Here is a 22,580-nt window from a genome sequence, read left to right on the forward strand (position 1 = left end):
GTATCAAGGAAGTAATACATCAGGAAACGGCATGAGCCACACTCAGGAGAATAGTATGGAATCCACAATACAATTAGCCACTCTATTAGGCGACGCGTTACTAAAACAAGGTTGGACTGCCACTACCGCAGAGTCGTGCACTGGCGGTGGGGTTTCTGCGGCGATTACCGATATTGCTGGAAGTTCAGCGTGGTTTGATCGGGCGTTTATCACTTACAGTAACGAAGCCAAACAGCAGATGCTAGGGGTGAGCGAGTACGCCTTGATAGCAGAAGGTGCCGTGAGTGAAACCGTGGTTGAGCAAATGTCCACTGGGGCATTATTGCATTCTATGGCCGATATTAGCGTGGCGATCAGTGGCATTGCTGGCCCAACAGGTGCAACGGAAACTAAGCCTGTTGGTACTGTGTGTTTTGGCTGGGCAGATAAGACGGGTTGGCATCAACAAACGACCTGTATATTTGCCGGTGATCGCACTCAAGTTAGAGCCCTCGCGATAGAAAAAGCACTGAGCGGAATGGTAGAACGCTTGCAGCAGTTGGGCTCACCAGTGATGTAAGACTATTTACCATAAAAAAAACTCAACCAGTGCTAGACACTGTATGAATAGACAGTATACTAAGCCCATCAACCTTATTTCATTATCCGTTGGAGAGTCGAATGGACGACAACAAACAAAAGGCTCTTGCCGCAGCGTTAGGCCAGATTGAAAAGCAATTCGGTAAAGGTTCAATCATGAAGTTGGGCGATAACCGCACAATGGATATTGAAACTATATCTACCGGTTCATTGTCACTGGATATCGCACTCGGTGCTGGTGGCTTACCAATGGGACGTATTGTTGAAATCTATGGTCCTGAATCATCAGGTAAAACAACGTTAACGCTTGAAGCTATTGCATGTGCACAAAAAGCAGGTAAGACATGTGCATTTATCGATGCTGAGCACGCACTGGATCCTATCTACGCGCAAAAACTGGGCGTTGATATTGATCAGTTATTGGTTTCTCAGCCAGATACAGGCGAACAAGCGCTAGAAATCGTTGATGCACTAGCACGTTCAGGTGCTGTTGATATGATTGTTGTCGATTCAGTTGCAGCACTGACACCTAAGGCTGAAATCGAAGGTGAAATGGGCGACTCACATATGGGCTTACAGGCACGTATGTTATCGCAAGCAATGCGTAAGCTAACAGGTAACCTAAAGCAATCAAATTGCATGTGTGTTTTCATCAACCAAATTCGAATGAAAATTGGTGTGATGTTCGGTAACCCAGAAACAACAACTGGCGGTAATGCGCTTAAATTCTACGCTTCTGTACGTCTTGATATTCGTCGTACGGGTGCAATCAAAGATGGTGACGAAGTTGTGGGTAACGAAACCCGCATCAAAGTTGTGAAGAACAAAATTGCTGCACCATTTAAGCAAGCTGAAACCCAAATCCTATATGGTCAAGGCTTCAACCGTAACGGTGAGCTGATTGACCTTGGTGTTAAGCACAAGCTTGTTGAAAAAGCCGGTGCGTGGTACAGCTATAAAGGCGATAAGATTGGCCAAGGTAAAGCGAACTCTTGTAAGCACCTTGTTGAAAACCCAGCTATCGCAGCTGAAATTGAAAAATCACTGCGCGATATGTTGCTAAGCAAAGAACCACTGGCTGAAGACGAAAGCATTGAAGGTATCGATGCTGCAGAAGGCGAAACGTTTTAATTAACGGCTCTCCTTGTGACGCAATCAGCGATAAAATGAATTAATGACGGGCTCTGTATGAAAATACAGAGCCCGTTTTGTTTGGATGAAATAATGACTGATAACGCATCTAAAAAAAAACAAGGGAAAACTACACCTAAAAAGTCGGTAAAAGAAGCTGCTGTCGGGTATTTATCTCGTCGTGACCACGCTGAAAAAGAGCTGCGGCAGAAATTGAAGAACAGTGGTTATCGTGGTGAAGAGATTGATCAAGCGATCGACTTTTGCCAAGACTATAACTGGCTGGATGATGTTCGTTATGCCTGCATTATGATGAGAAACGGGATAGCGAAAGGGTGGGGGGAGCTGCGTATTAAGCAAGAAATGGAAGTGAAAGGGATCGCGAGCGGTATTATTGATCAGATCTTTGAGGGGGCAGAAACAGATTGGTATGAACATGCTCGCGATGTTGCTATTCGCAAATTTGGTCAGACGGCAATAGATACGCAGAAAGAAAAAGCAAAACGCTATCGATTTATGCAATATCGCGGTTTTAATTTTGACCAAATCGCTTATGCATTCAATCAAGATGAAGAATATTAAAGAATCCTGCTTTTTATTGCGGCTTTTCGCAACATAACATTTCCAGTTACTGCCACCGTTGTTTTACAATAGCCCCCAAAAAATTTATCTTAGAGCGATTCGAGCCCTCACGATTACGTGGTTTGCAGCAAACAGCAAAGCTACATATTGTTAAGGGAATCACTCTACGTGATTATTCTGTCATCAATACAAAGCATTTATTCAGGATTTGCCAATGTACATGAGCACTGATGAGATTCGCCGTGCGTTTCTTGCGTTTTTTGAGAGCAAGGGCCACCAAATTGTGGAAAGCTCTTCGCTTGTACCAGCGAACGACCCAACGTTGTTGTTCACTAATGCAGGTATGAACCAATTTAAAGACACTTTTCTAGGTCTTGAAAAGCGTAACTACACACGAGCGACAACTGCTCAGCGCTGTGTACGTGCGGGTGGTAAACACAATGACCTTGAGAATGTTGGCTTTACAGCACGTCACCATACGTTTTTTGAAATGCTGGGTAACTTCAGCTTCGGTGATTACTTCAAGCAAGATGCGATTAAATACGCATGGGAATTTCTAACGGTTACGTTGAAATTGCCAGAAGAACGCCTGCTGGTAACCATTTACGAAACCGATGACGAAGCTTTCGACATCTGGAATAAAGAAATGGGCATTCCAGCTGATCGCATCGTTCGCATTGGTGATAATAAAGGCGCACCGTACGCGTCAGATAACTTCTGGCAGATGGGTGACACAGGTCCTTGCGGTCCTTGTACTGAAATTTTCTACGATCACGGTGAGCACATTTGGGGTGGCCGCCCTGGTACGCCTGAAGAAGATGGCGACCGTTTCATCGAGATTTGGAACAACGTATTCATGCAATTCAACCGTCAAGCTGACGGTACAATGGAACCGCTGCCTAAGCCTTCTGTTGATACAGGCATGGGTATCGAGCGTATTGCTGCAATCATGCAGGGCGTTCACTCAAACTACGAAATCGATATTTTCCAAACGCTAATTAAAGAGTCTGCGAAAGTTATCGGTCACGATGACCTGTCTAACCAATCACTGCGCGTTGTGGCTGACCACATTCGTTCGTGTGCATTCCTGATCGTTGATGGCGTTATGCCTTCAAACGAAGGCCGTGGTTACGTACTTCGTCGTATTATTCGTCGTGCTGTTCGTCACGGTAACAAGCTTGGTGCACAAGGTGCATTCTTCTACAAACTTGTAGGTCCTTTAGCTGAAATCATGGGCACAGCCGGTGAAGAGTTGAAGAAACAGCAAGCGATCGTAGAAAAAGTACTGAAAATTGAAGAAGACAACTTTGGTCGTACACTGGATCGTGGTCTAGCTATTCTAAATGAAGCGCTAGAAAGCCTAGATGGCAAAGTTTTAGATGGCGAAACAGTATTTAAACTTTACGATACTTACGGTTTCCCTGCTGACTTAACCAACGATGTAGCGCGTGAGCGTGGCTTCTCTATCGATGAAGATGGCTTCAATGAAGCAATGGAAGCGCAGCGTCAACGAGCACGTGAAGCGGGTTCATTCGGTGTTGATTACAACAACGCGATCAAAATTGACGCATCAACAGAATTCTGTGGCTACACGGCAACACAAGGCGAAGGCCAAGTTGTTGCGCTTTACTGTAATGGTGAAGCTGTAGATAGCGTTAATGCTGGCGAAGAAGCACTTATCGTACTTGATAATACGCCTTTCTATGCTGAATCGGGTGGCCAAAGCGGCGACGCTGGTGTGATCAGTGCTGCTGGCGTTAAGTTTGACGTTGCAGATACTCAGAAATTCAGCGATGCTATCGGCCATTCTGGCGTAGTGGCTGAAGGCGCTATCAAGATTGGCGATAAAGTAGTCGCAAACGTTGATACTGCTCGTCGTCAAGCGATTAGCTTAAACCACTCAGCAACACACTTACTGCATGCTGCGCTGCGTAACCTACTAGGTGAGCACGTTGCACAGAAAGGTTCTTTGGTTAAAGCTGACTCACTACGTTTTGACTTCTCTCACCTTGAAGGTGTGAAAGCGGAAGAACTTCGTGAAGTAGAGCGTGTTGTGAACGAGCAAATTCGTTTAAACAACACCATCGAAACGAATGTGATGGACATTGAATCGGCGAAAGAAAAAGGTGCGATGGCACTGTTCGGCGAGAAATATGACGATGAAGTTCGTGTACTAAGCATGGGTGACTTCTCTACAGAGCTTTGTGGTGGTATCCACGCTGCAAATACGGGTGACATTGGTCTATTTAAGATTGTGTCTGAAGGTGGTATCGCTGCCGGTATTCGACGTATTGAAGCGGTAACAGGTGCTGGCGCAATTGCAGCGTTACATGCACAAGAAGCACTACTGTCTGAAACTGCGAGCTTAGTTAAATCTGATGCGGCTTCAGTAGCAAGCAAAGTGGGTGCACTGGTTGCTCATAGCAAGCAGCTAGAGAAAGAAATTCAGCAACTGAAAGATAAGTTAGCTGCACAAGAAGGTGCAGACCTTATTAGTCAGGCGCAAGAAATTAACGGCGTTAAAGTGTTAATTTCTCAACTAGATGGAGCGGATAACAAAGCTCTACGCGGTATGGTTGACGAACTGAAAAACCAACTGGGTAGTGGTGTTGTTGTTCTTGGTAATGTAAGCGATGGCAAGGTAGGCCTTATTGCTGGCGTAACCAAAGATCTTATCGGCAAGGTAAAAGCAGGCGAGCTAGTTAACTTAGTAGCGCAGCAAGTTGGCGGTAAGGGCGGTGGTCGTCCTGATATGGCACAAGCAGGCGGTACTGATGCAGCGGCATTGCCAGCAGCATTAGAATCTGTAACGCCTTGGTTAGCTGAAAAACTGTAAAACTGGAGAGGTGAAGTGGCACTATTGGTGCAGAAATTTGGTGGTACTTCGGTCGGTAGTATCGAACGTATTGAAGCGGTGGCTGAGCGCGTGATTCAAACGCGCCAGCTTGGTCATAAAGTAGTTGTTGTTCTATCAGCAATGTCAGGTGAAACGAATCGCCTGCTGGGCTTAGCAAAGCAAATTGATGAGGTGCCAACACCTCGTGAGTTAGATGTGTTGCTAACAGCTGGAGAGCAAGTCTCTATAGCGCTATTGGCGATGGCCATTAATAAACGAGGCTTCAATGCTGTTTCGATGACAGCAGATCAAGTCACTATTCGAACGGATAATGCATTTAATAATGCCAATATCATATCGATAGATACAGACAGACTGGAAAGCCAGCTTGAGCAAGGTAAAATTGTGATTGTGGCTGGCTTTCAGGGGCGTGATAGCGATAACAATATTACGACTCTCGGTCGCGGTGGCTCTGACACCACGGCGGTTGCAGTGGCGGGTGCGTTGAAGGCTGACGAGTGTCAGATCTTTACGGATGTGGACGGGGTGTACACTACCGACCCCCGTATTGTGCCTTCAGCGGCTCGTTTACCAGAGATTCATTTTGACCACATGCAAACAATGGCTGCATGTGGTGCGAAAGTGCTACAATTACAGTCAGTTGAATATGCGCGTATGCATAAAGTACCCTTGAGAGTACTTTCTTCATTTGAAGAAGGTGAGGGTACGCTAGTTAACTTTGAAACGCAGCACTCACCAGTGATGGTTGGGATTGCGTTACAGCGTCAACAAGCTCTAATTCATATTGATGTGCCACTGGCTGAATTACAGCAACAGGTTGATCTGTTTGGTTTACAGGTTTGGGCTGTTACAAATACAGCACAGAGTGCACAAATTGTTGTCGCTAATGATGATTTAGCACGGCTACGGCTAGTGTTTGATAATAAAATGCGCCATATTAGTGATGTATCGACCCTGTCAATGGTTGGTGATAATGTTGTAACGGTTGCAGAAGCTGTTGTCACAACGTTAAGCAACACGAATATTCAGGTGCATCATAACAAGCAAATGACTGATTGCGTTTCGTTGCTAATCAATGAAGCTGACCATCAAACCGCGGTTGAAGTAATTCATCGTCAGTTTGTTGTGAATCAGGAACTTTTGGGCAATCCATCACTTCTAGCGGTTTCTTGAGTGGGAACTATTTACGAAGTCGTAAAAATTGTTGGATAATGCTCGTTAATATTTATAGAAGAGATTACTCAAGGAGCACATGAATGCTAATTCTGACTCGTCGCGTAGGTGAGACGTTAATGATTGGTGACGAAGTAACTGTCACTGTACTGGGTGTTAAAGGCAACCAAGTTCGCATCGGCGTTAATGCACCGAAAGAAGTTTCTGTACACCGTGAAGAGATTTACATGCGAATCCAAGCGGAAAAAGAAGCTGGAACACCAAATTCTGGTAACTTCTAATTAGAAGAAGGTCGGCCTTTTTATTGCTGGCCTTTTTTGTATCTGGCGGAAAAGTTTTCCTCCATCATTTTACTGCTAAATCAGACATAAATTAGTTAGATACCTCACAACAATGCCCGATTAATTACCTTCTTGGTTACTTACTGTGCATGCGTGAGTTTGTGGGCCATTTTTATCAATAAAGTGTTTGACTTATTTTTGGCTGGCAGTAATATGAGCCCCCGCAACACGGTGAGGTGGCCGAGAGGCTGAAGGCGCTCCCCTGCTAAGGGAGTATACGGTTTATCCCGTATCGAGGGTTCGAATCCCTCCTTCACCGCCATTATCTTTTTAATGGGGTTGCAGCAAAGAAATGACGGAGCGCGCGTAGCTCAGCTGGATAGAGTACCTGGCTACGAACCAGGCGGTCGGAGGTTCGAATCCTCCCGCGCGCACCATTCTTTCTTTTATGAATTTAAACGACAATGAAATGTGTTTAGCTACTTTTCATTGTGGTAAAACAAATTAGTGCGCGCGTAGCTCAGCTGGATAGAGTACCTGGCTACGAACCAGGCGGTCGGAGGTTCGAATCCTCCCGCGCGCACCATCGAATTTGTGTGGTGAGGTGGCCGAGAGGCTGAAGGCGCTCCCCTGCTAAGGGAGTATACGGTTTATCCCGTATCGAGGGTTCGAATCCCTCCTTCACCGCCATTCTTTTGCTATTCGCTAAATATGATGTATTTAGAGTTTAGCCTGTTATCTCTTATAGCGAGAAGATAACAAAGCAACACCCGGAGCGCGCGTAGCTCAGCTGGATAGAGTACCTGGCTACGAACCAGGCGGTCGGAGGTTCGAATCCTCCCGCGCGCACCATTATTTACAAACAGTGATAACCTCAATGTTATTATTGTCGTAACACAGAATTAAGTGCGCGCGTAGCTCAGCTGGATAGAGTACCTGGCTACGAACCAGGCGGTCGGAGGTTCGAATCCTCCCGCGCGCACCATGAATTTGTGTGGTGAGGTGGCCGAGAGGCTGAAGGCGCTCCCCTGCTAAGGGAGTATACGGTTTATCCCGTATCGAGGGTTCGAATCCCTCCTTCACCGCCATTCTTTTACTATTCGCTAAATTATTTAGAGTTTAGTCTGTTATCTCTTATAGCGAGAAGATAACAACGCAACAACCGGAGCGCGCGTAGCTCAGCTGGATAGAGTACCTGGCTACGAACCAGGCGGTCGGAGGTTCGAATCCTCCCGCGCGCACCATATTTACAAGCAGTGATAACCTCAATGTTATCGTTGTAGCAACAAACAGTGCGCGCGTAGCTCAGCTGGATAGAGTACCTGGCTACGAACCAGGCGGTCGGAGGTTCGAATCCTCCCGCGCGCACCATATTTACAAGCAGTGATAGCCTCAATGTTATCGTTGTAGCAACAAACAGTGCGCGCGTAGCTCAGCTGGATAGAGTACCTGGCTACGAACCAGGCGGTCGGAGGTTCGAATCCTCCCGCGCGCACCATATTTACAAGCAGTGATAACCTCAATGTTATCGTTGTAGCAACAAACAGTGCGCGCGTAGCTCAGCTGGATAGAGTACCTGGCTACGAACCAGGCGGTCGGAGGTTCGAATCCTCCCGCGCGCACCATATTTACAAGCAGTGATAACCTCAATGTTATCGTTGTAGCAACAAACAGTGCGCGCGTAGCTCAGCTGGATAGAGTACCTGGCTACGAACCAGGCGGTCGGAGGTTCGAATCCTCCCGCGCGCACCATATTTACAAGCAGTGATAACCTCAATGTTATCGTTGTAGCAACAAACAGTGCGCGCGTAGCTCAGCTGGATAGAGTACCTGGCTACGAACCAGGCGGTCGGAGGTTCGAATCCTCCCGCGCGCACCATATTTACAAGCAGTGATAGCCTCAATGTTATCGTTGTAGCAACAAACAGTGCGCGCGTAGCTCAGCTGGATAGAGTACCTGGCTACGAACCAGGCGGTCGGAGGTTCGAATCCTCCCGCGCGCACCATTATTTACAAACAGTGATAACCTCAATGTTATCGTTGTAGCAACAAACAGTGCGCGCGTAGCTCAGCTGGATAGAGTACCTGGCTACGAACCAGGCGGTCGGAGGTTCGAATCCTCCCGCGCGCACCATCATTTAAAAGCTCAGCTTCGGCTGGGCTTTTTTTATGCCTGTCATTCTCTGTTACCACTTCTGCTACTCATCGCGATTGCACAGCCACACCTACAATGCCTTTATTACTTCATTGTTGCGTTTATTGCAGTACGGCAATTTGTGCGCATGCTTGTTACGAGTGATAAATTGCGTGTTATCTCGCACTTTTATACATTTCTGCACTACGATAGTTACTTTTAACTAAATACGCAGAATCCGTTAATTACCCTCTAATGATGACATTAGTATCAATGCGTTACGGGTCATTTGATTTATAGATGAAAAGCATATCAGAGTGATGAATTCTGATATTTATTGTGGTTGAAAGGGGGATCACCAGCTTTTTGATTGGGCTTAGCTGGATCGAGGGGGGAATGAAAACTGTGAGATAACGCTTTGATCTATGATCGCTATTGTCAGATCTTGGGTTTACAAGATTACCATTACGTTAACGTAAGCTTTTTGTGTTCCATTTTTATATCCTCATGATCTATAAAGTTTTAATTTTACATTCGGCATTTACCCTATTCGCTGATAGTGATTTATCTGGCAGAAATATGATTGTTTTTACGACTTATCGGCAACTGTGGGAAAATAAGAGTAGTTGACGTGTTTTTATTGCTTCTTTGTTAATCAATTTGACTTGTTTTTGTTTGTCATGATAATGCTTAATCGCCAGTCACAATAATGAAAGGAAGCAATAATGACTGATTTAGGTAGTGTGCTAATGGAAGCAGCAACCATCATGATCACCGGAATGGTCGTGGTTTTTGTGTTTTTAAGCATTCTTATTTTTTTAGTGCAGCTTTTGGCAAAGATTGCCCCTGCCGATCCTGAAGTGGTGAATACACCTGCTCAGATGGCGGTAAAAAGCTCGGATACGGTTCAGCCTGAAATTGTTGCTGCGATTGCAGCCGCGGTGAATCAGTATCGTCAGCGCCAAGCATGATCTTTTTAGGACACGGTTTATTACAAGGAGTTTGCGAGCATGTCTAAACCTTTAGCGATTACAGACGTCGTATTACGCGACGCCCATCAATCTTTATTTGCCACGCGTCTTCGTTTAGAAGATATGTTACCGATTGCCGAACAGCTAGATAATGTTGGCTACTGGTCGTTAGAAACTTGGGGTGGTGCAACATTCGATGCTTGTATCCGTTACCTTGGAGAAGATCCGTGGGAGCGTTTGCGTGCGTTAAAGCAGGCAATGCCGAAAACCCCGATGCAAATGCTACTGCGTGGTCAGAATTTATTAGGCTACCGCCATTATGGTGATGACGTGGTTGAAAAGTTTGTTGAACGCGCTCACCACAACGGTATGGATGTGTTTCGTATCTTTGATGCGATGAATGATGTCCGTAACTTTGAAAAAGCCGTTAAAGCAACAGTGGACGTTGGGGCGCATGCCCAAGGGACCATTTCTTATACTACTAGCCCTGTTCACACGATAGATACGTGGCTTGATCTTGCTAAGCGCCTTGAAGATCTCGGTTGTCACTCATTATGTATTAAAGACATGTCTGGGCTTTTAAAGCCTTATGAAGCGTATGAGCTCATTTCCCGTATTAAAGCATCGTGTGATGTGCCTTTGGCATTGCACTGCCATGCAACAACTGGGCTTTCTACCGCGACAGCCGTTAAAGCGGTAGAAGCAGGGTTAGATATTTTAGATAGCTCTATTTCTTCAATGAGCCAAACATACGGCCACACGCCAACCGAAACGGTTATTGCGATGCTGGAAGGCACTGAGCGTGATACTAATTTGAACCTAGAGCAGCTAGAGCCGATTTCAGCTTACTTCCGTGAAGTCCGTAAAAAGTACGCCAAGTTCGAAGGTAGTTTGAAGGGAATTGATGCACGTATTCTATTGGCTCAAGTCCCCGGCGGTATGCTGACTAACATGGAAAGTCAGCTTAAAGAGCAAGGTGCAGCTGATCGTTTCGACGAGGTATTAGCAGAGATCCCGCGTGTCCGTAAGGATCTTGGTTTTATTCCATTGGTTACACCCACCTCACAAATTGTTGGTACACAGGCGGTACTTAACGTACTAACTGGTGAGCGTTATAAGAGCATCACAAAAGAAACCGCGGGCATATTAAAGGGCGAATACGGAACAGCACCTGCACCCGTGAATGCGGAGCTACAGGCACAAGTGTTAGGTGGTGCCAAACCGATCACCTGCCGTCCGGCAGATCTGATTGATGATGAGCTAGCAGCACTGACGACAGACCTTATAACGAAAGCGAAAGCTGAAAAGATCACGTTAGCTGATCAAGAAGTTGACGATGTACTGACCTATGCTTTGTTTCCACAAGTTGGCCTTAACTTCCTTAAAAATCGCAATAACCCTGCAGCCTTTGAACCTGCGCCGCAAGCTGAATCTACCGTGCCTGTTACTACTAATGAGCATGTGACAGCCCCTATGGCCGCAACGGGAGGCATAGAAGCTTATAGCGTTAAAGTGAACGGTCAGGTTTATGATGTGGAAGTTGGCCCGAGTGGTGAACTGACGTCTGTGGTATCAGCAACAACCGCCACCAGTGCTCCCGCAGCGCCAGCGGTGAGTGAGGCTGAGTCAATTGCAGCACCATTGGCTGGGAATATTTTCAAAATTAATGTACAGCCGGGTCATCAAGTGTCAGAAGGTGATGTATTGGTAATACTGGAAGCAATGAAGATGGAAACCGAGGTGCGTGCTGCCCGTAGTGGGGTAATTCAAGCGTTGCATGTGAAAGAGGGTGACTCGGTATCGGTAGGCTCTCCGATTTTGAGCTTAGCGTAAGAGGTATACCATGGACGGTTTATTAAAACTCTGGTCGGAGACCGGGATCGCAAACTTTGAGCTTGGCCAAGTCTTTATGATGTTTATTGGTTTTGGCTTGTTGTTCTTGGCTATTCGTAAAGGCTTTGAACCTTTGCTGTTATTGCCGATTGGCTTTGGGGCGATTTTAGCCAACATACCTAACGCTGGTTTTACTGATGAAGGTGGATTGTTGTATTACATCTATCACGTCGGTATTGAAACGGGTATTTTCCCATTGCTTATTTTTATGGGCGTGGGGGCAATGACTGATTTTGGTGCTTTGATTGCTAACCCGAAAACCTTGTTATTAGGTGCCGCTGCTCAGTTTGGTATTTTCTTTACTTTATTTGGCGCCATCCTACTTAATCTTGTGCCTGGGATGGAGTTCAGTATGGCTGATGCTTCATCTATCGCGATTATTGGTGGAGCCGATGGTCCAACCGCAATTTTCCTTGCGAGTCGATTATCGCCTGACTTATTAGGTGCCATTGCTGTCGCTGCATATAGCTATATGGCCTTGGTACCTATTATTCAGCCGCCGATCATGAAAGCGCTAACCACACCAGAAGAGCGTCAAATCAAGATGCAACAGCTTCGTCATGTCAGCAAAGCGGAGAAGATCTTGTTTCCGCTCGCGGTTTTGATGATGACGGTTTTATTCTTACCTTCAGCAACACCTTTAGTCGGAATGTTCTGCTTGGGTAACTTGATGCGTGAGTCTGGTGTTGTAGATCGTTTATCTAACACGGTACAAAATGAACTGATCAATATCGTCACCATTATGTTGGGTCTCGGGGTTGGTTCAAAACTTGAAGCCGATATTTTTTTACAGCTTGAAACGCTTGGTATCCTATTACTGGGTGCGGTGGCGTTCAGTGTCGGCACGGGTGGTGGTGTATTAATGGCGAAGCTGCTTAACCGCTTTAGCAAAGAAGATATTAACCCGCTCATCGGTGCGGCTGGCGTTTCTGCTGTGCCTATGGCTGCACGGGTCGTGAATAAGGTTGGGCTAGAGTCAAATCCTCAGAACTTCTTATTAATGCATGCGATGGGACCCAATGTTGCCGGTGTTTTAGGCTCTGCGGTGGCTGCGGGTATTTTATTAGCCTTAGTTAGCCCATAGCAGAACACGCTTAATTGCGTGATATCGATATATATTGAAACGGGTAGCAATAAGCTGCCCGTTTTTTTTGTGCGACGAGTTAGGTATAACTAGATCCATAAGAGTAGGATGAATGTTGTCTCAACTCATAGCCCTATAAGGAAAATACCATGGCTTTTTATCCAATGGCTTCGCTTCCCGCCTCGACTCAACAACTCGCTATCACCGCGTTTGGTGAAGCAAATACGCTACAGATACAAACGTCTGCGTTATCCGAGCCACAAGATAACCAAGTCATGGTTGCTGTGGATTTCTCTAGTGTGAACCCCATCGATGCTAAAACACGTGCAGGACTGGGTTGGGCTGCGGCCCAGAACAAAGATAATCTGCCTTGGGTTCCGGGTTATGACATCGCAGGCCATGTGGTTGCAATAGGCGATAATGTGACGCACTTTGTAGTGGGAGAGCGTGTCAGCGGGTTTATTGGTTTTCCTCTCCAAGCGGGGGCGTATAGTCAGTATGTCAATGTGGAGGCGGCAGATTTGAGCATCCTGCCAGATAACGTATCGTTGCAAGTTGCAGCAAGTCTACCGTTAGCGGGACAAACTGCCTGGCAAGCGCTAGAAAAAGTGAAAGTTAAGGCCAGTGATCGGGTCTTAATCTTGGCTGGAGCTGGTGGGGTTGGCCATATCGCGGTGCAGCTCGCGGTTGCTTTGCAAGCGACAGTCTTTGCGACAGGCTCGGCAGATAACAAGGCGTTTATTGAGCAGCTAGGCGCTACGGCGATTGACTATCGTTGTGGTGAGATAGCAAACCAAATTGAACCTGTTGATATTTTGATTGATTTAATGGGTGGCGATGTTGGCATGGCTGCGTTAATGAGTGTGAAGTCGGGTGGGCGAGTGGTGACGATCCCAACGATGACTGCTGAACAAGTGTGTCAGCAAGCTCAATCGCTAGGTTTAGAGGCGACAGGCATGTTGGTTAGCCCAACGGTTGAACAAAACAACACTATGCTTGAAATGGTTGCTAAAGGTCAGCTGAATGTTGAGGTAGCGGCGATCTACCCTTTGGCTGACGGAGATAAAGCGCATCAGCAGATAGAGTCAGGACGTACTCGCGGCAAAATTTTATTGGCTGTAAATAACGCATGATCTCAACATTAGTCAACGGTGATTCGGCCTTATGGGTTTTATTTTCGACTGGATTTTTAAGCGCAACGCTACTACCTGGAGGCTCTGAAGCTAACTTAGTGGCGACGCTGAAGCTGGGTGACAATGCAGTATGGCTGGTGGTGGCTGTGGCCACATTGGGTAATACATTAGGTGGCATGACCAATTATTGGCTTGGCCGTTTGCTTCCAGATAAAACTTCTGATGAAAAACAGGGTCATAGAGCTTTATTGTGGTTAAAAAAATATGGTTACTGGTCGTTGTTTTTTAGTTGGCTGCCGATCATTGGTGATCCCCTTTGCCTCGCGGCTGGTTGGTTACGTATGAATCACTGGCTCAGCTTTCTCATTATTATGATCGGTAAAGCTTTACGTTACACCGTGTTAGCCATGATTGTGGTTGGCTTTTTATAAGGATGTCTTTTGTGCAAAAGTGGTTATTAAGTGCGGCGCTGCTGTCATTTGCCGGTTACCCCTCTCATGCAGCGTTCGCCGCTGCCTCTTCGTCTTCTGTGGCAGCCACTGCTGCACTGCCTGACGGTATCAGTTTAGTCGAGCAGGTTGGGGTTACTGACCCGAATGAACCTGTGATCCCTTACAATAAATATGTCCTCGATAACGGTTTAACCGTTGTATTGCACCAAGATACTTCCGATCCTTTGGTGCATGTTGATGTTACCTACCATGTAGGCTCGGCACGTGAAGAAGCGGATAAATCAGGTTTTGCCCACTTCTTTGAGCACATGATGTTCCAAGGCTCTGACAATGTCGGGGATCAGGAACATTTCCGCTTAATTACCGAAGCGGGTGGGTCGCTTAATGGCACCACCAACCGTGACCGCACTAATTACTTTGAAACCGTACCTGCTAACCAGTTAGAAAAAATGCTGTGGTTAGAGTCGGATCGCATGGGCTTTTTACTGGGCGCCGTGTCGCAACGTAAATTTGAAATTCAACGTGATACGGTGAAAAACGAGCGTGCACAAAATTATGAAAACCGTCCATATGGCTTAATGTACGAACGTATTGGGGAAGCACTTTATCCTCGAGAGCATCCGTACTCATGGCAGACTATTGGTTACATCGAAGATTTAAACCGTGTTGATGTTAACGATTTAAAAGCGTTTTTCCTGCGTTGGTATGGCCCTAACAATGCCACATTAACGATTGGCGGTGATATCGATGTGGCGCAGACGCTAACGTGGATCAATAAATACTTTGGTTCGATTCCACGTGGACCTGAAGTTGAGAAAGCTGACAAGTGGCCCGTCAAAATTGATAATGATCGCTTTATTACGCTGGAAGACAAAATTCAACAACCTATGCTGATGATGGCATGGCCAACATCGTACAACGGCGCGAAAGATGAAGCCTCGCTTGATATGCTCGCGAAAGTGATCGGTGGCGGTAAAAACAGTCTGCTTTATCAAAACTTAGTGAAACCAGGCAAAGTGGTCGATGCAGGCGCATTCCATGATTGTGCCGAATTGGCATGTACCATGTATGTCTATGCGATGGGCCAGAGTGGCGATAAAGGTAACCTAAAAGCCATTCGCCAAGAAGTGACATCGGTATTAAATGGACTTGAACAGCGTGGCGTTAGCGAAAAAGAGCTGAATGAATTAAAAGGCATGGTTGAAGCTAATGCCATTTTTGGATTGCAAAGTGTCAGCGGAAAAGTGTCGCAACTGGCGGCGTATGAAACCTTCTTTGGTGACCCTAACTACTTGCAGCAAGAGTTGGGTAATTTGCGCGCGGTTACCACCAAGAGCATGGAAGCCTCGTACATGCGTTACCTTTATGGCAACCCAAGCGTCACTTTGAGTGTGGTGCCTAAAGGTAAAACTGAACTACAGGCAGCCAAACCGAACTACACGCCAGCAGAGCGAGTACTACCTGAGCACAAAAAAATCACAGAAAAAGAATTAGTCCTACGTGAGCCTATCGACAACTTCGATCGCAGTGTGATGCCACAACCCGCGAAACCTGTTGAAGCCAAATTACCGAATGTATACGACTTTACATTAGCAAATGGTATTAAGGTGCTGGGGGCGAAATATCAAGAAACGCCAACGGTTGAAATTCAGCTAATTTTGCCTGCAGGGCGTCGCTTCGAGCCGCAAGGCAAAGAAGGAGTTGCAGCGTTAACGGCGGCGATGATGGGCGAGGCGACGACGCAATCGAGTGCTGAAACTTTATCGTCAAAGTTAGATGTATTAGGCAGTACCGTACATTTTAGTAGTGGCTTATACACCACAACAGCCTCGGTGACGGCACTGGCGAAAAACTTACCTGCGACTCTAGCTATTTTGCAAGAGAAGCTGTTTACGCCTGCCTTTAGTGAGCAAGACTTTACCCGTTTGAAAGCGCAAGCGATTGAAGGTGCGGTCTACGAGCACCAGCGCCCTAATTGGTTAGCTGCGCAAGCAACACGTGAAGTGCTGTTTAAAGACACCCCAATGAGTATTCCAAGTGAAGGCACTAAAGCTTCATTGGAAAGTTTAACATTGGCTGACGTAACTGCTTTCTATCAAAACTTCTACACGCCTAATGGTGCTGATGTAGTGATTGTAGGTGATGTGAAGCAACAATCTTTGGCCAAAGACCTCGATTTCTTAGCGAAATGGCAAGGAAAACCAGAGCCGAAATTATCCGATTTCACACTGCCGACACTGGGTAAGCAAGCGATCTGGTTAGTCGATAAACCTGGCGCACCACAAACGGTGATTCGCTTGGTTCGTCAAGGTCTACCTTTTGATGCCACGGGCGAGCTTTATGAAACACAATTGGCGAACTTTAACTTAGCAGGTAACTTTAATAGCCGTATTAACCTAAATCTACGTGAAGACAAAGGCTATACCTATGGTGCGGGAGGCTATCAAAGTGGTGGTCGTGAAGTTGGGCTTTCGGTGTTTTATGCGCAAGTTCGTGCTGATGCGAGTTTACCTGCATTGAAAGAGTTCCTAGCCGAGCTTGATAAAATCAGCAAAGACGGCATTACAGATAAAGAGCTGGCATTCATGCGCTTAGCCGTTGGTCAAAAAGATGCATTAAGCTATGAGACGCCAGCTAAAAAAGCGCAGTTACTTGGCCAAATGCTGACGTATTCTCTATCTAAAGACTATGTCAGTGAGCGAAATAACATCGCTGCTAGTATTGATAAGTCACGCTTAAATGCCTTGGCTGAAAAGTGGTTTACGCCGACGGATTACCAGATCATTGTGGTGGGAGATGCAAAGAGCCTGAAACCACAACTGGAAACCCTAGCGATACCAGTAAAAGAAATGACACCGATGAAATAGGGCTTAAGTCATACAGGCTTTAGCATGACGAGATTAAGCCACGATTATTGCGGGACGGTAATATTGTTTCACCAGAATAATCGTGGCAATCGTCGATAATTATGATTACCCTAGTTTGTTATACATAAGATCAAAAATGAGAACAGCTTAGATGGATTTTTCACAACGGTTGCAGCAACTTGCCGCAAATCCAGACGCATTGACTCGCATTGGCCGTGGTTTAGAACGCGAAGCATTACGTATCACGCCACAAGGTAAGCTTTCTAGTGCGTATCACCCTGCGGGGTTAGGTTCGGCACTCACCAATAAGTGGGTGACAACTGATTACGCCGAGTCTTTGCTTGAGTTTATTACACCAGTATCGCGTGATATCGGTGATCTCTTGTCGCAGTTGAGTGATATTCATCAGTTTACTTACACTCAAATGGGTGATGAGAAGCTGTGGCCAATGTCGATGCCATGTTTTGTTGGTAGTGAAGACGATATTGTCTTAGCTCAATACGGCTCATCGAATACTGGCAAAATGAAAACACTGTATCGCCAAGGATTGAAAAATCGTTATGGCAGTATGATGCAAGTGATTTCAGGCGTGCACTTTAACTTCTCTTTCCCTGATGAATTTTGGGATCAGTTGTTTGGTGAACAGTCAGAAGAGCAACGCCAAGCATCAGTGTCGGATGCCTATTTTGGTTTGATCCGTAATTACTATCGCTTTGGCTGGCTTATTCCTTATTTATTTGGTGCATCACCAGCGTTATGTGGTTCATTCATTAAAGAGAATACGGACACTCAGCAACAGTTTAAGAAAACGGGCTGTGGTACGTATTTCTTACCAACCGCAACGGCATTGCGTTTGAGTGATTTGGGCTACACCAATAATGCGCAAAGTGTGCTGAAAATAGGCTTTAATGGTATCGAGCAGTATGTTGATGGCTTACAAAAAGCGATCCGCACACCTTCTGCTGAATTTGCCGATATTGGTGTGAAAGTAGATGGGGAACACCGTCAACTGAACAGTAACGTATTGCAAATTGAAAATGAGCTGTACGCGCCAATCCGCCCGAAACGTGTCGCGCGTGACGGTGAAAAACCATCGGAAGCATTAAGCCGCGGTGGTGTTGAGTACATTGAAGTTCGGTCATTAGATGTAAACCCGTTTAGTCCGATTGGTATTACAGAGCAGCAAGTACGTTTTCTCGATTTATTCCTAACGTGGGCGGTATTAACGCCTTCAGCAGAAATGGATGATGCCGAGCTTGAGTGCTGGCGTGATAATTGGAACCGCGTGGTTGTTGATGGTCGTAATTCCGATCTTATGCTGAAGATTGGTTGTAACGGCGAACGCCTTTCTTTACCTGCATGGGGGCAACGTGTATTTGCGGAACTAGAAGAAGTCGCTATTGCGATGGATCAAGCCGCAGGTAATAACTGTTATCAACAAACTTGCCAACAGTTACTTGAGTGGATTAATAACCCCGAGCTGACGTTATCAGCGCAGATGCTGAAGATGATTGAAGCGCAAGAAGGCATTGGTAATGTTGGTGCTGAATTGGCTCAGCAGCATGCTGATCAGCTAAAACAGCGTAGCTATGCTTTTTACTCGCAACAAGAGTTTGAACAAGAAGTGAAAGTCTCGTTAGAAAAACAAAAGGCGATTGAAGAGAGTGATACTCAATCGTTAGATGCATTTTTAGCGGATTACTTTGCTGATTTGAAGTGATTGACGTATAGCGTTCGTCAACATTCATCAACCTGTTGATGGATAAACGACAGGTGAAAAAATAGGCGGCTACCTTGCCGCCTAGAAAAAAACAATTTCGCAGGGATGACGACAGTTTTACTGCCAGTCATTTATTCTGACTTTCATGAGTGCATTTAGTTCCCAATGAGTAAGAATATGTTTTCGGTAGTGCGCCTTTTATCGCTATTCAGCGTGTTTGCCCTATTGACGGGTTGTGCCACACCACCGCCAAAAGACCAATCTAATGTGTGTAATATTTTCCGTGAAAACCCTGATTGGTATGAAGATGCTATCGATATGCAGCAGGATTGGGGAACGCCTATTCATGTTGCGATGGCGTTCATTAAACAAGAAAGTAGCTTTCGCCATGATGCTCGCCCCCCGAAAGACTATATATTAGGCTTTATTCCATGGGGACGTGTTAGCAGTGCATATGGTTATGCGCAGGCACAAGATCCTGCTTGGTCTGATTACCAAAAAGCGACTCGCAATGGTGGCTCTCGTACCGATTTTGGTGATGCGCTACAGTTTGTTGGTTGGTATACCAGTGAAACTAACCGGCAATTAGGAGTCTCGAAATGGGATGCCTATAATCAATATTTGGCTTATCACGAAGGACGTGGTGGCTATAAGCGTGGTAGCTATAAAGGAAAACCCACCCTTATTAAAATCTCGCGTAAGGTAGAGCAACAAGCCAAAAACTATGGCTGGCAGCTTAAACAATGTAAAGCAGAATTAGAGGATAACCGTAGCTGGTGGTCGTTCTAATAATTGCGTGTTAATAGAATTGGATTCACCACGGCATCAATGTTTGTCGTGGCAAGTTGAGTGCCTGATGAGGGTACAGACGAGGCAAAGGAGAAGGAAGTAATGCCATTATTAGACAGTTTTACCGTTGATCATACTCGCATGCATGCCCCTGCGGTACGTATAGCGAAAACAATGACAACTCCGAAAGGCGATACCATTACAGTGTTTGATCTACGTTTTTGTCGTCCAAATGCTGAAATTTTAACTGAGCGTGGCATTCATACATTGGAACACTTGTTTGCCGGCTTTATGCGTAATCATTTAAATTCAGATACGGTTGAAATCATAGATATTTCCCCTATGGGCTGCCGTACAGGGTTTTACATGAGCTTGATTGGTACACCAACAGAAGCTGAGGTTGGCGCAAGCTGGACGGCGGCGATGGAAGATGTGCTAAAAGTAGAGTCGCAAGATAAGATCCCTGAGCTAAATGAGTATCAATGTGGTACTTACAGCATGCACTCGCTAGATGAAGCAAAGCAGATTGCGACAAGTATCGTGGAGCAGGGTGTTAATGTGAACAAGAACGATGATTTAGCGTTACCGCAAGGCTTACTGAATGAGCTAAGCGTGAAGTAATGCGATAAGCTTTCGTGAGTAAAGTGCACCTAATATTGTTAGTTGCATCCAATAAAAAGCCGACGTGATGTCGGCTTTTTTGTTTTTGGTGTCGCTTGAACGATGTAAGCAATACTGTTAACCGGTTTTTTGTAACTGGCGAGGCAGTACTTTTACCAGCTTAATCATGTTCTCTGATACATCGATGATTTCCATCTGGTAGCGATCAATCTGTACGCTCACTTGAGCATCTGGGATATCTTCGAGATGTTCTAAGATTAAACCGTTTAATGTACGCGGACCATCGGTTGGTAAGTTCCACTTTAAGCTCTTATTAAGGTCGCGGATGTTAGCGCTACCTTCAATGATCAAGCTACCATCTGGCTGTGGAGTGACTTCTTCTGCTAATGTTGGTGCAATTGAGGTTGTAAACTCACCGACAATCTCTTCCAAAATATCTTCGAGAGTGATTAAACCTTGAATGTCGCCATACTCATCAACAATCAAACCGATACGTTCTTTATTTCGCTGAAACTTCAGAAGCTGGATATTCAGTGGCGTACCTTCGGGAATGAAATACACCTCATCAGCGGCGCGAAGTAACACTTCTTTACTGAAATTATTCTTATCCATCATCAAGCGGTACGCTTCACGAACGCGCAGCATCCCGACCACTTCATCAATAGTATCGCGGTATAACACAATACGGCCATGCGCAGAGTGACTTAGCTGGCGCACAATGGATTTCCAATCATCGTTAATGTTGATTGCAGCAATTTCACTGCGCGGCACCATTAAGTCTTCAACCGTCACATTTTCTAAATCAAGAATAGAAATTAGCATGTCTTGGTGGCGGCGCGGGATCAAGCCACCAGCTTCATCCACCACAGTACGTAATTCCTCAGAGCTTAATTTTGAGTCGTTCATACTGTCGACTTTTAAGCCTAGGATAAGCAAGAAAGTGTTGGTAATGCCATTTACAAACCATACTAATGGGTAGAGTAACTTCATAAGTATGTTAAGTAAGATACTGCTTGCGTACGATACGCGCTCGGGGTAAATCGCCGCCAATGTTTTTGGTGTGACTTCCGCAAACACCAGTACCACCAAGGTGAGTGCACCTGTGGCAATAGCAACACCGAAGTCGCCGTACAGGCGCATACCAATAATGGTTGCAATAGCAGAAGCAAGAATATTGACAAGGTTATTGCCGATCAGAATTAGGCCGATCAAACGGTCTGGGCGAGAAAGTAACTTTTCAACTCGCTTGGCCCCGCGGTGGCCTTGGTTTGCTAGGTGTCTCAGCTTATAGCGATTGAGAGACATCATGCCTGTTTCAGAACCGGAGAAGTAACCGGAAATGACGAGTAGTAATACCAGAAGGGAGAATAGTACTCCCGTGGATATGTCGTCCAAAAAACTGTCCTTTAGCGATAGCGATAGTGTGAATCAACGTAATAAATATAGTTCTACGCGATTAGGTTTGTGTGTCAATGATCAAAGTGGTGTTTTATTAACCGCCGATAATGATCTCCTTGACGAAACGACTACCAAAATAAGCAAGGGTGAGTAAAAACGCCCCCACTAAGCTAAACCATACAACGCGGCGTCCACGCCAGCCTTTATGGTAGTGACCCCATAAAAGAATGCTATAAACACCCCAAGCCATCAGTGATAACAAGGCTTTATGCATTTTACCTTGGGCTAGCATATCTTGAATAAAGATAAAGCCAGTGACCAATGTAATGGTAAGAAGAGAATTACCCACTAAAATGATCTTGAAAAGCTGACGTTCCACCATCATTAAAGGGGGGATGTTAGGATTGATCAGCAAACTCTTTTTAGTTTTAAGCTTGTGATCGAGCCACGCTAACTGGATGGCATATAAAGTGGCGATCATTAACGTAGAATATGAGAACAACGCCAGAGAAATATGCAGTAAAACTTGCGGGTGGCCTTCTAAATGGGTAATAAAAGAGCCCGGCAATAAGGTGGCGGCTGTTAAGTTAATTGCGGCAAAGCAGTAAACGACAGGTAACAGGAACCACACGCGCATTTTTAGCGTGGCGAAGGTTGTTAAGGTCGCGATAATGAAACTGATCAGCGAAGCAACGTTTAGAATACTCAGATTCTGGCCGACACCACCAAGAATTAAATCTTTTAATAGTAAGATATGTAACGTTATTGCTGCCAAAGCAGCAATAAAAACAGGTTTGGTTTTTATGCCATCGCTATTGGTTAGGCCCGGAATAACAAGGCCTAAAGCCAGTAAATAGAAGCAAGCTGCCGTAATGGCAATCAACATATCCATAGTAAAAGCGTAACTATCTAAGA

The 22,580-nt window shown here is 45.6% G+C and carries 17 protein-coding genes and 15 tRNA genes; 30 read left to right on the forward strand and 2 right to left on the reverse strand.

All coding sequences use genetic code 11. The features are described from left to right. The first annotated feature begins 55 nt into the window (after positions 1–55). From OCU87_RS02700 to luxS, 30 genes are all read left to right on the forward strand, one after another. Positions 56–559, forward strand: coding sequence for a CinA family protein (locus tag OCU87_RS02700; RefSeq protein WP_062692763.1), 504 nt, complete (start codon positions 56–58; stop codon positions 557–559). A 101-nt stretch (positions 560–660) separates the two neighbouring features. After that, complete coding sequence (gene recA, locus OCU87_RS02705; protein WP_261857788.1) at positions 661–1,710, forward strand: recombinase RecA; 1,050 nt, start codon at positions 661–663, stop codon at positions 1,708–1,710. A 93-nt stretch (positions 1,711–1,803) separates the two neighbouring features. After that, the gene (gene recX / locus OCU87_RS02710; protein WP_261857789.1) at positions 1,804–2,292 is read left to right on the forward strand and encodes a recombination regulator RecX; all 489 of its coding nucleotides are present in this window, start codon (positions 1,804–1,806) and stop codon (positions 2,290–2,292) included. 214 nt (positions 2,293–2,506) lie between these two features. Then, positions 2,507–5,128, forward strand: coding sequence for an alanine--tRNA ligase (gene alaS / locus OCU87_RS02715; RefSeq protein WP_261857790.1), 2,622 nt, complete (start codon positions 2,507–2,509; stop codon positions 5,126–5,128). 15 nt (positions 5,129–5,143) lie between these two features. After that, positions 5,144–6,322: an aspartate kinase gene (locus tag OCU87_RS02720; RefSeq protein WP_261857791.1), complete on the forward strand. Its 1,179-nt coding sequence runs from the start codon at positions 5,144–5,146 to the stop codon at positions 6,320–6,322. A gap of 83 nt (positions 6,323–6,405) precedes the next feature. Continuing rightward, a complete protein-coding gene (gene csrA / locus OCU87_RS02725; RefSeq protein WP_062692754.1) occupies positions 6,406–6,603 on the forward strand; it encodes a carbon storage regulator CsrA in 198 nt (65 codons plus the stop codon). 230 nt (positions 6,604–6,833) lie between these two features. Beyond that, positions 6,834–6,925: transfer RNA gene (locus tag OCU87_RS02730), tRNA-Ser, on the forward strand. Between the two features lie 38 nt (positions 6,926–6,963). Continuing rightward, positions 6,964–7,040, forward strand: a tRNA-Arg gene (locus OCU87_RS02735). Between the two features lie 72 nt (positions 7,041–7,112). Next, positions 7,113–7,189, forward strand: a tRNA-Arg gene (locus tag OCU87_RS02740). 12 nt (positions 7,190–7,201) lie between these two features. Continuing rightward, a tRNA-Ser gene (locus OCU87_RS02745) sits at positions 7,202–7,293 on the forward strand. Positions 7,294–7,378: 85 nt separating this feature from the next. Further along, positions 7,379–7,455: transfer RNA gene (locus OCU87_RS02750), tRNA-Arg, on the forward strand. Between the two features lie 56 nt (positions 7,456–7,511). Then, a tRNA-Arg gene (locus tag OCU87_RS02755) sits at positions 7,512–7,588 on the forward strand. Positions 7,589–7,599: 11 nt separating this feature from the next. Further along, positions 7,600–7,691, forward strand: a tRNA-Ser gene (locus tag OCU87_RS02760). 79 nt (positions 7,692–7,770) lie between these two features. After that, positions 7,771–7,847: transfer RNA gene (locus tag OCU87_RS02765), tRNA-Arg, on the forward strand. A gap of 50 nt (positions 7,848–7,897) precedes the next feature. Then, a tRNA-Arg gene (locus OCU87_RS02770) sits at positions 7,898–7,974 on the forward strand. Between the two features lie 50 nt (positions 7,975–8,024). Continuing rightward, positions 8,025–8,101 (forward strand) — tRNA-Arg (locus tag OCU87_RS02775). 50 nt (positions 8,102–8,151) lie between these two features. Further along, a tRNA-Arg gene (locus tag OCU87_RS02780) sits at positions 8,152–8,228 on the forward strand. 50 nt (positions 8,229–8,278) lie between these two features. Then, positions 8,279–8,355: transfer RNA gene (locus OCU87_RS02785), tRNA-Arg, on the forward strand. 50 nt (positions 8,356–8,405) lie between these two features. Continuing rightward, positions 8,406–8,482, forward strand: a tRNA-Arg gene (locus OCU87_RS02790). A 50-nt stretch (positions 8,483–8,532) separates the two neighbouring features. Further along, positions 8,533–8,609, forward strand: a tRNA-Arg gene (locus OCU87_RS02795). A 51-nt stretch (positions 8,610–8,660) separates the two neighbouring features. Then, positions 8,661–8,737, forward strand: a tRNA-Arg gene (locus OCU87_RS02800). Between the two features lie 725 nt (positions 8,738–9,462). After that, a complete protein-coding gene (locus OCU87_RS02805) occupies positions 9,463–9,708 on the forward strand; it encodes an oxaloacetate decarboxylase subunit gamma (RefSeq protein ID WP_062688020.1) in 246 nt (81 codons plus the stop codon). Positions 9,709–9,747: 39 nt separating this feature from the next. Next, positions 9,748–11,541, forward strand: coding sequence for a sodium-extruding oxaloacetate decarboxylase subunit alpha (gene oadA / locus OCU87_RS02810; protein ID WP_261857792.1), 1,794 nt, complete (start codon positions 9,748–9,750; stop codon positions 11,539–11,541). A gap of 10 nt (positions 11,542–11,551) precedes the next feature. Further along, positions 11,552–12,685, forward strand: coding sequence for a sodium ion-translocating decarboxylase subunit beta (locus OCU87_RS02815; RefSeq protein WP_261857793.1), 1,134 nt, complete (start codon positions 11,552–11,554; stop codon positions 12,683–12,685). Positions 12,686–12,834: 149 nt separating this feature from the next. Further along, the gene (locus OCU87_RS02820; RefSeq protein ID WP_261857794.1) at positions 12,835–13,818 is read left to right on the forward strand and encodes an NADP-dependent oxidoreductase; all 984 of its coding nucleotides are present in this window, start codon (positions 12,835–12,837) and stop codon (positions 13,816–13,818) included. Continuing rightward, complete coding sequence (locus OCU87_RS02825) at positions 13,815–14,249, forward strand: YqaA family protein (RefSeq protein WP_062688021.1); 435 nt, start codon at positions 13,815–13,817, stop codon at positions 14,247–14,249. The genes OCU87_RS02820 and OCU87_RS02825 overlap by 4 nt, the downstream gene beginning before the upstream one ends. Before the next feature lie 11 nt (positions 14,250–14,260). Beyond that, positions 14,261–17,137, forward strand: coding sequence for a M16 family metallopeptidase (locus tag OCU87_RS02830; RefSeq protein WP_261857795.1), 2,877 nt, complete (start codon positions 14,261–14,263; stop codon positions 17,135–17,137). 151 nt (positions 17,138–17,288) lie between these two features. Beyond that, the gene (gene gshA / locus OCU87_RS02835; protein WP_261857796.1) at positions 17,289–18,857 is read left to right on the forward strand and encodes a glutamate--cysteine ligase; all 1,569 of its coding nucleotides are present in this window, start codon (positions 17,289–17,291) and stop codon (positions 18,855–18,857) included. Positions 18,858–19,034: 177 nt separating this feature from the next. Beyond that, positions 19,035–19,646 (forward strand): transglycosylase SLT domain-containing protein, encoded by a 612-nt coding sequence (locus tag OCU87_RS02840; RefSeq protein WP_062688023.1) that lies wholly within the window; start codon positions 19,035–19,037, stop codon positions 19,644–19,646. Between the two features lie 102 nt (positions 19,647–19,748). Further along, the gene (gene luxS, locus OCU87_RS02845) at positions 19,749–20,267 is read left to right on the forward strand and encodes an S-ribosylhomocysteine lyase (protein ID WP_062688024.1); all 519 of its coding nucleotides are present in this window, start codon (positions 19,749–19,751) and stop codon (positions 20,265–20,267) included. 117 nt (positions 20,268–20,384) lie between these two features. Here the strand turns inward: luxS and OCU87_RS02850 are convergent, their stop codons facing one another. Both OCU87_RS02850 and OCU87_RS02855 read right to left on the reverse strand, forming a co-directional pair. Continuing rightward, positions 20,385–21,662: an HlyC/CorC family transporter gene (locus OCU87_RS02850; protein ID WP_062688025.1), complete on the reverse strand. Its 1,278-nt coding sequence runs from the start codon at positions 21,660–21,662 to the stop codon at positions 20,385–20,387. 97 nt (positions 21,663–21,759) lie between these two features. Then, positions 21,760–22,557, reverse strand: a complete 798-nt coding sequence (locus tag OCU87_RS02855) for a cytochrome C assembly family protein (protein WP_261857797.1) — start codon at positions 22,555–22,557, stop codon at positions 21,760–21,762. Positions 22,558–22,580: the final 23 nt, after the last annotated feature.

The sequence above is a fragment of the Photobacterium sanguinicancri genome, from assembly GCF_024346675.1.
Classification (GTDB): Bacteria; Pseudomonadota; Gammaproteobacteria; order Enterobacterales; family Vibrionaceae; genus Photobacterium; species Photobacterium sanguinicancri.

Excerpts from the sequence above, each read along its gene's own strand:
- OCU87_RS02700 (WP_062692763.1), top strand. The coding sequence starts at position 56 with ATGGAATCCACAATACAATTAGCCACTCTATTAGGCGACGCGTTACTA.
- recA (WP_261857788.1), top strand. The coding sequence starts at position 661 with ATGGACGACAACAAACAAAAGGCTCTTGCCGCAGCGTTAGGCCAGATT.
- recX (WP_261857789.1), top strand. The coding sequence starts at position 1,804 with ATGACTGATAACGCATCTAAAAAAAAACAAGGGAAAACTACACCTAAA.
- alaS (WP_261857790.1), top strand. The coding sequence starts at position 2,507 with ATGTACATGAGCACTGATGAGATTCGCCGTGCGTTTCTTGCGTTTTTT.
- csrA (WP_062692754.1), top strand. The coding sequence starts at position 6,406 with ATGCTAATTCTGACTCGTCGCGTAGGTGAGACGTTAATGATTGGTGAC.
- OCU87_RS02805 (WP_062688020.1), top strand. The coding sequence starts at position 9,463 with ATGACTGATTTAGGTAGTGTGCTAATGGAAGCAGCAACCATCATGATC.
- oadA (WP_261857792.1), top strand. The coding sequence starts at position 9,748 with ATGTCTAAACCTTTAGCGATTACAGACGTCGTATTACGCGACGCCCAT.
- OCU87_RS02815 (WP_261857793.1), top strand. The coding sequence starts at position 11,552 with ATGGACGGTTTATTAAAACTCTGGTCGGAGACCGGGATCGCAAACTTT.
- OCU87_RS02820 (WP_261857794.1), top strand. The coding sequence starts at position 12,835 with ATGGCTTTTTATCCAATGGCTTCGCTTCCCGCCTCGACTCAACAACTC.
- OCU87_RS02825 (WP_062688021.1), top strand. The coding sequence starts at position 13,815 with ATGATCTCAACATTAGTCAACGGTGATTCGGCCTTATGGGTTTTATTT.
- gshA (WP_261857796.1), top strand. The coding sequence starts at position 17,289 with ATGGATTTTTCACAACGGTTGCAGCAACTTGCCGCAAATCCAGACGCA.
- OCU87_RS02840 (WP_062688023.1), top strand. The coding sequence starts at position 19,035 with ATGTTTTCGGTAGTGCGCCTTTTATCGCTATTCAGCGTGTTTGCCCTA.
- luxS (WP_062688024.1), top strand. The coding sequence starts at position 19,749 with ATGCCATTATTAGACAGTTTTACCGTTGATCATACTCGCATGCATGCC.
- OCU87_RS02855 (WP_261857797.1), bottom strand. The coding sequence starts at position 22,557 with ATGGATATGTTGATTGCCATTACGGCAGCTTGCTTCTATTTACTGGCT.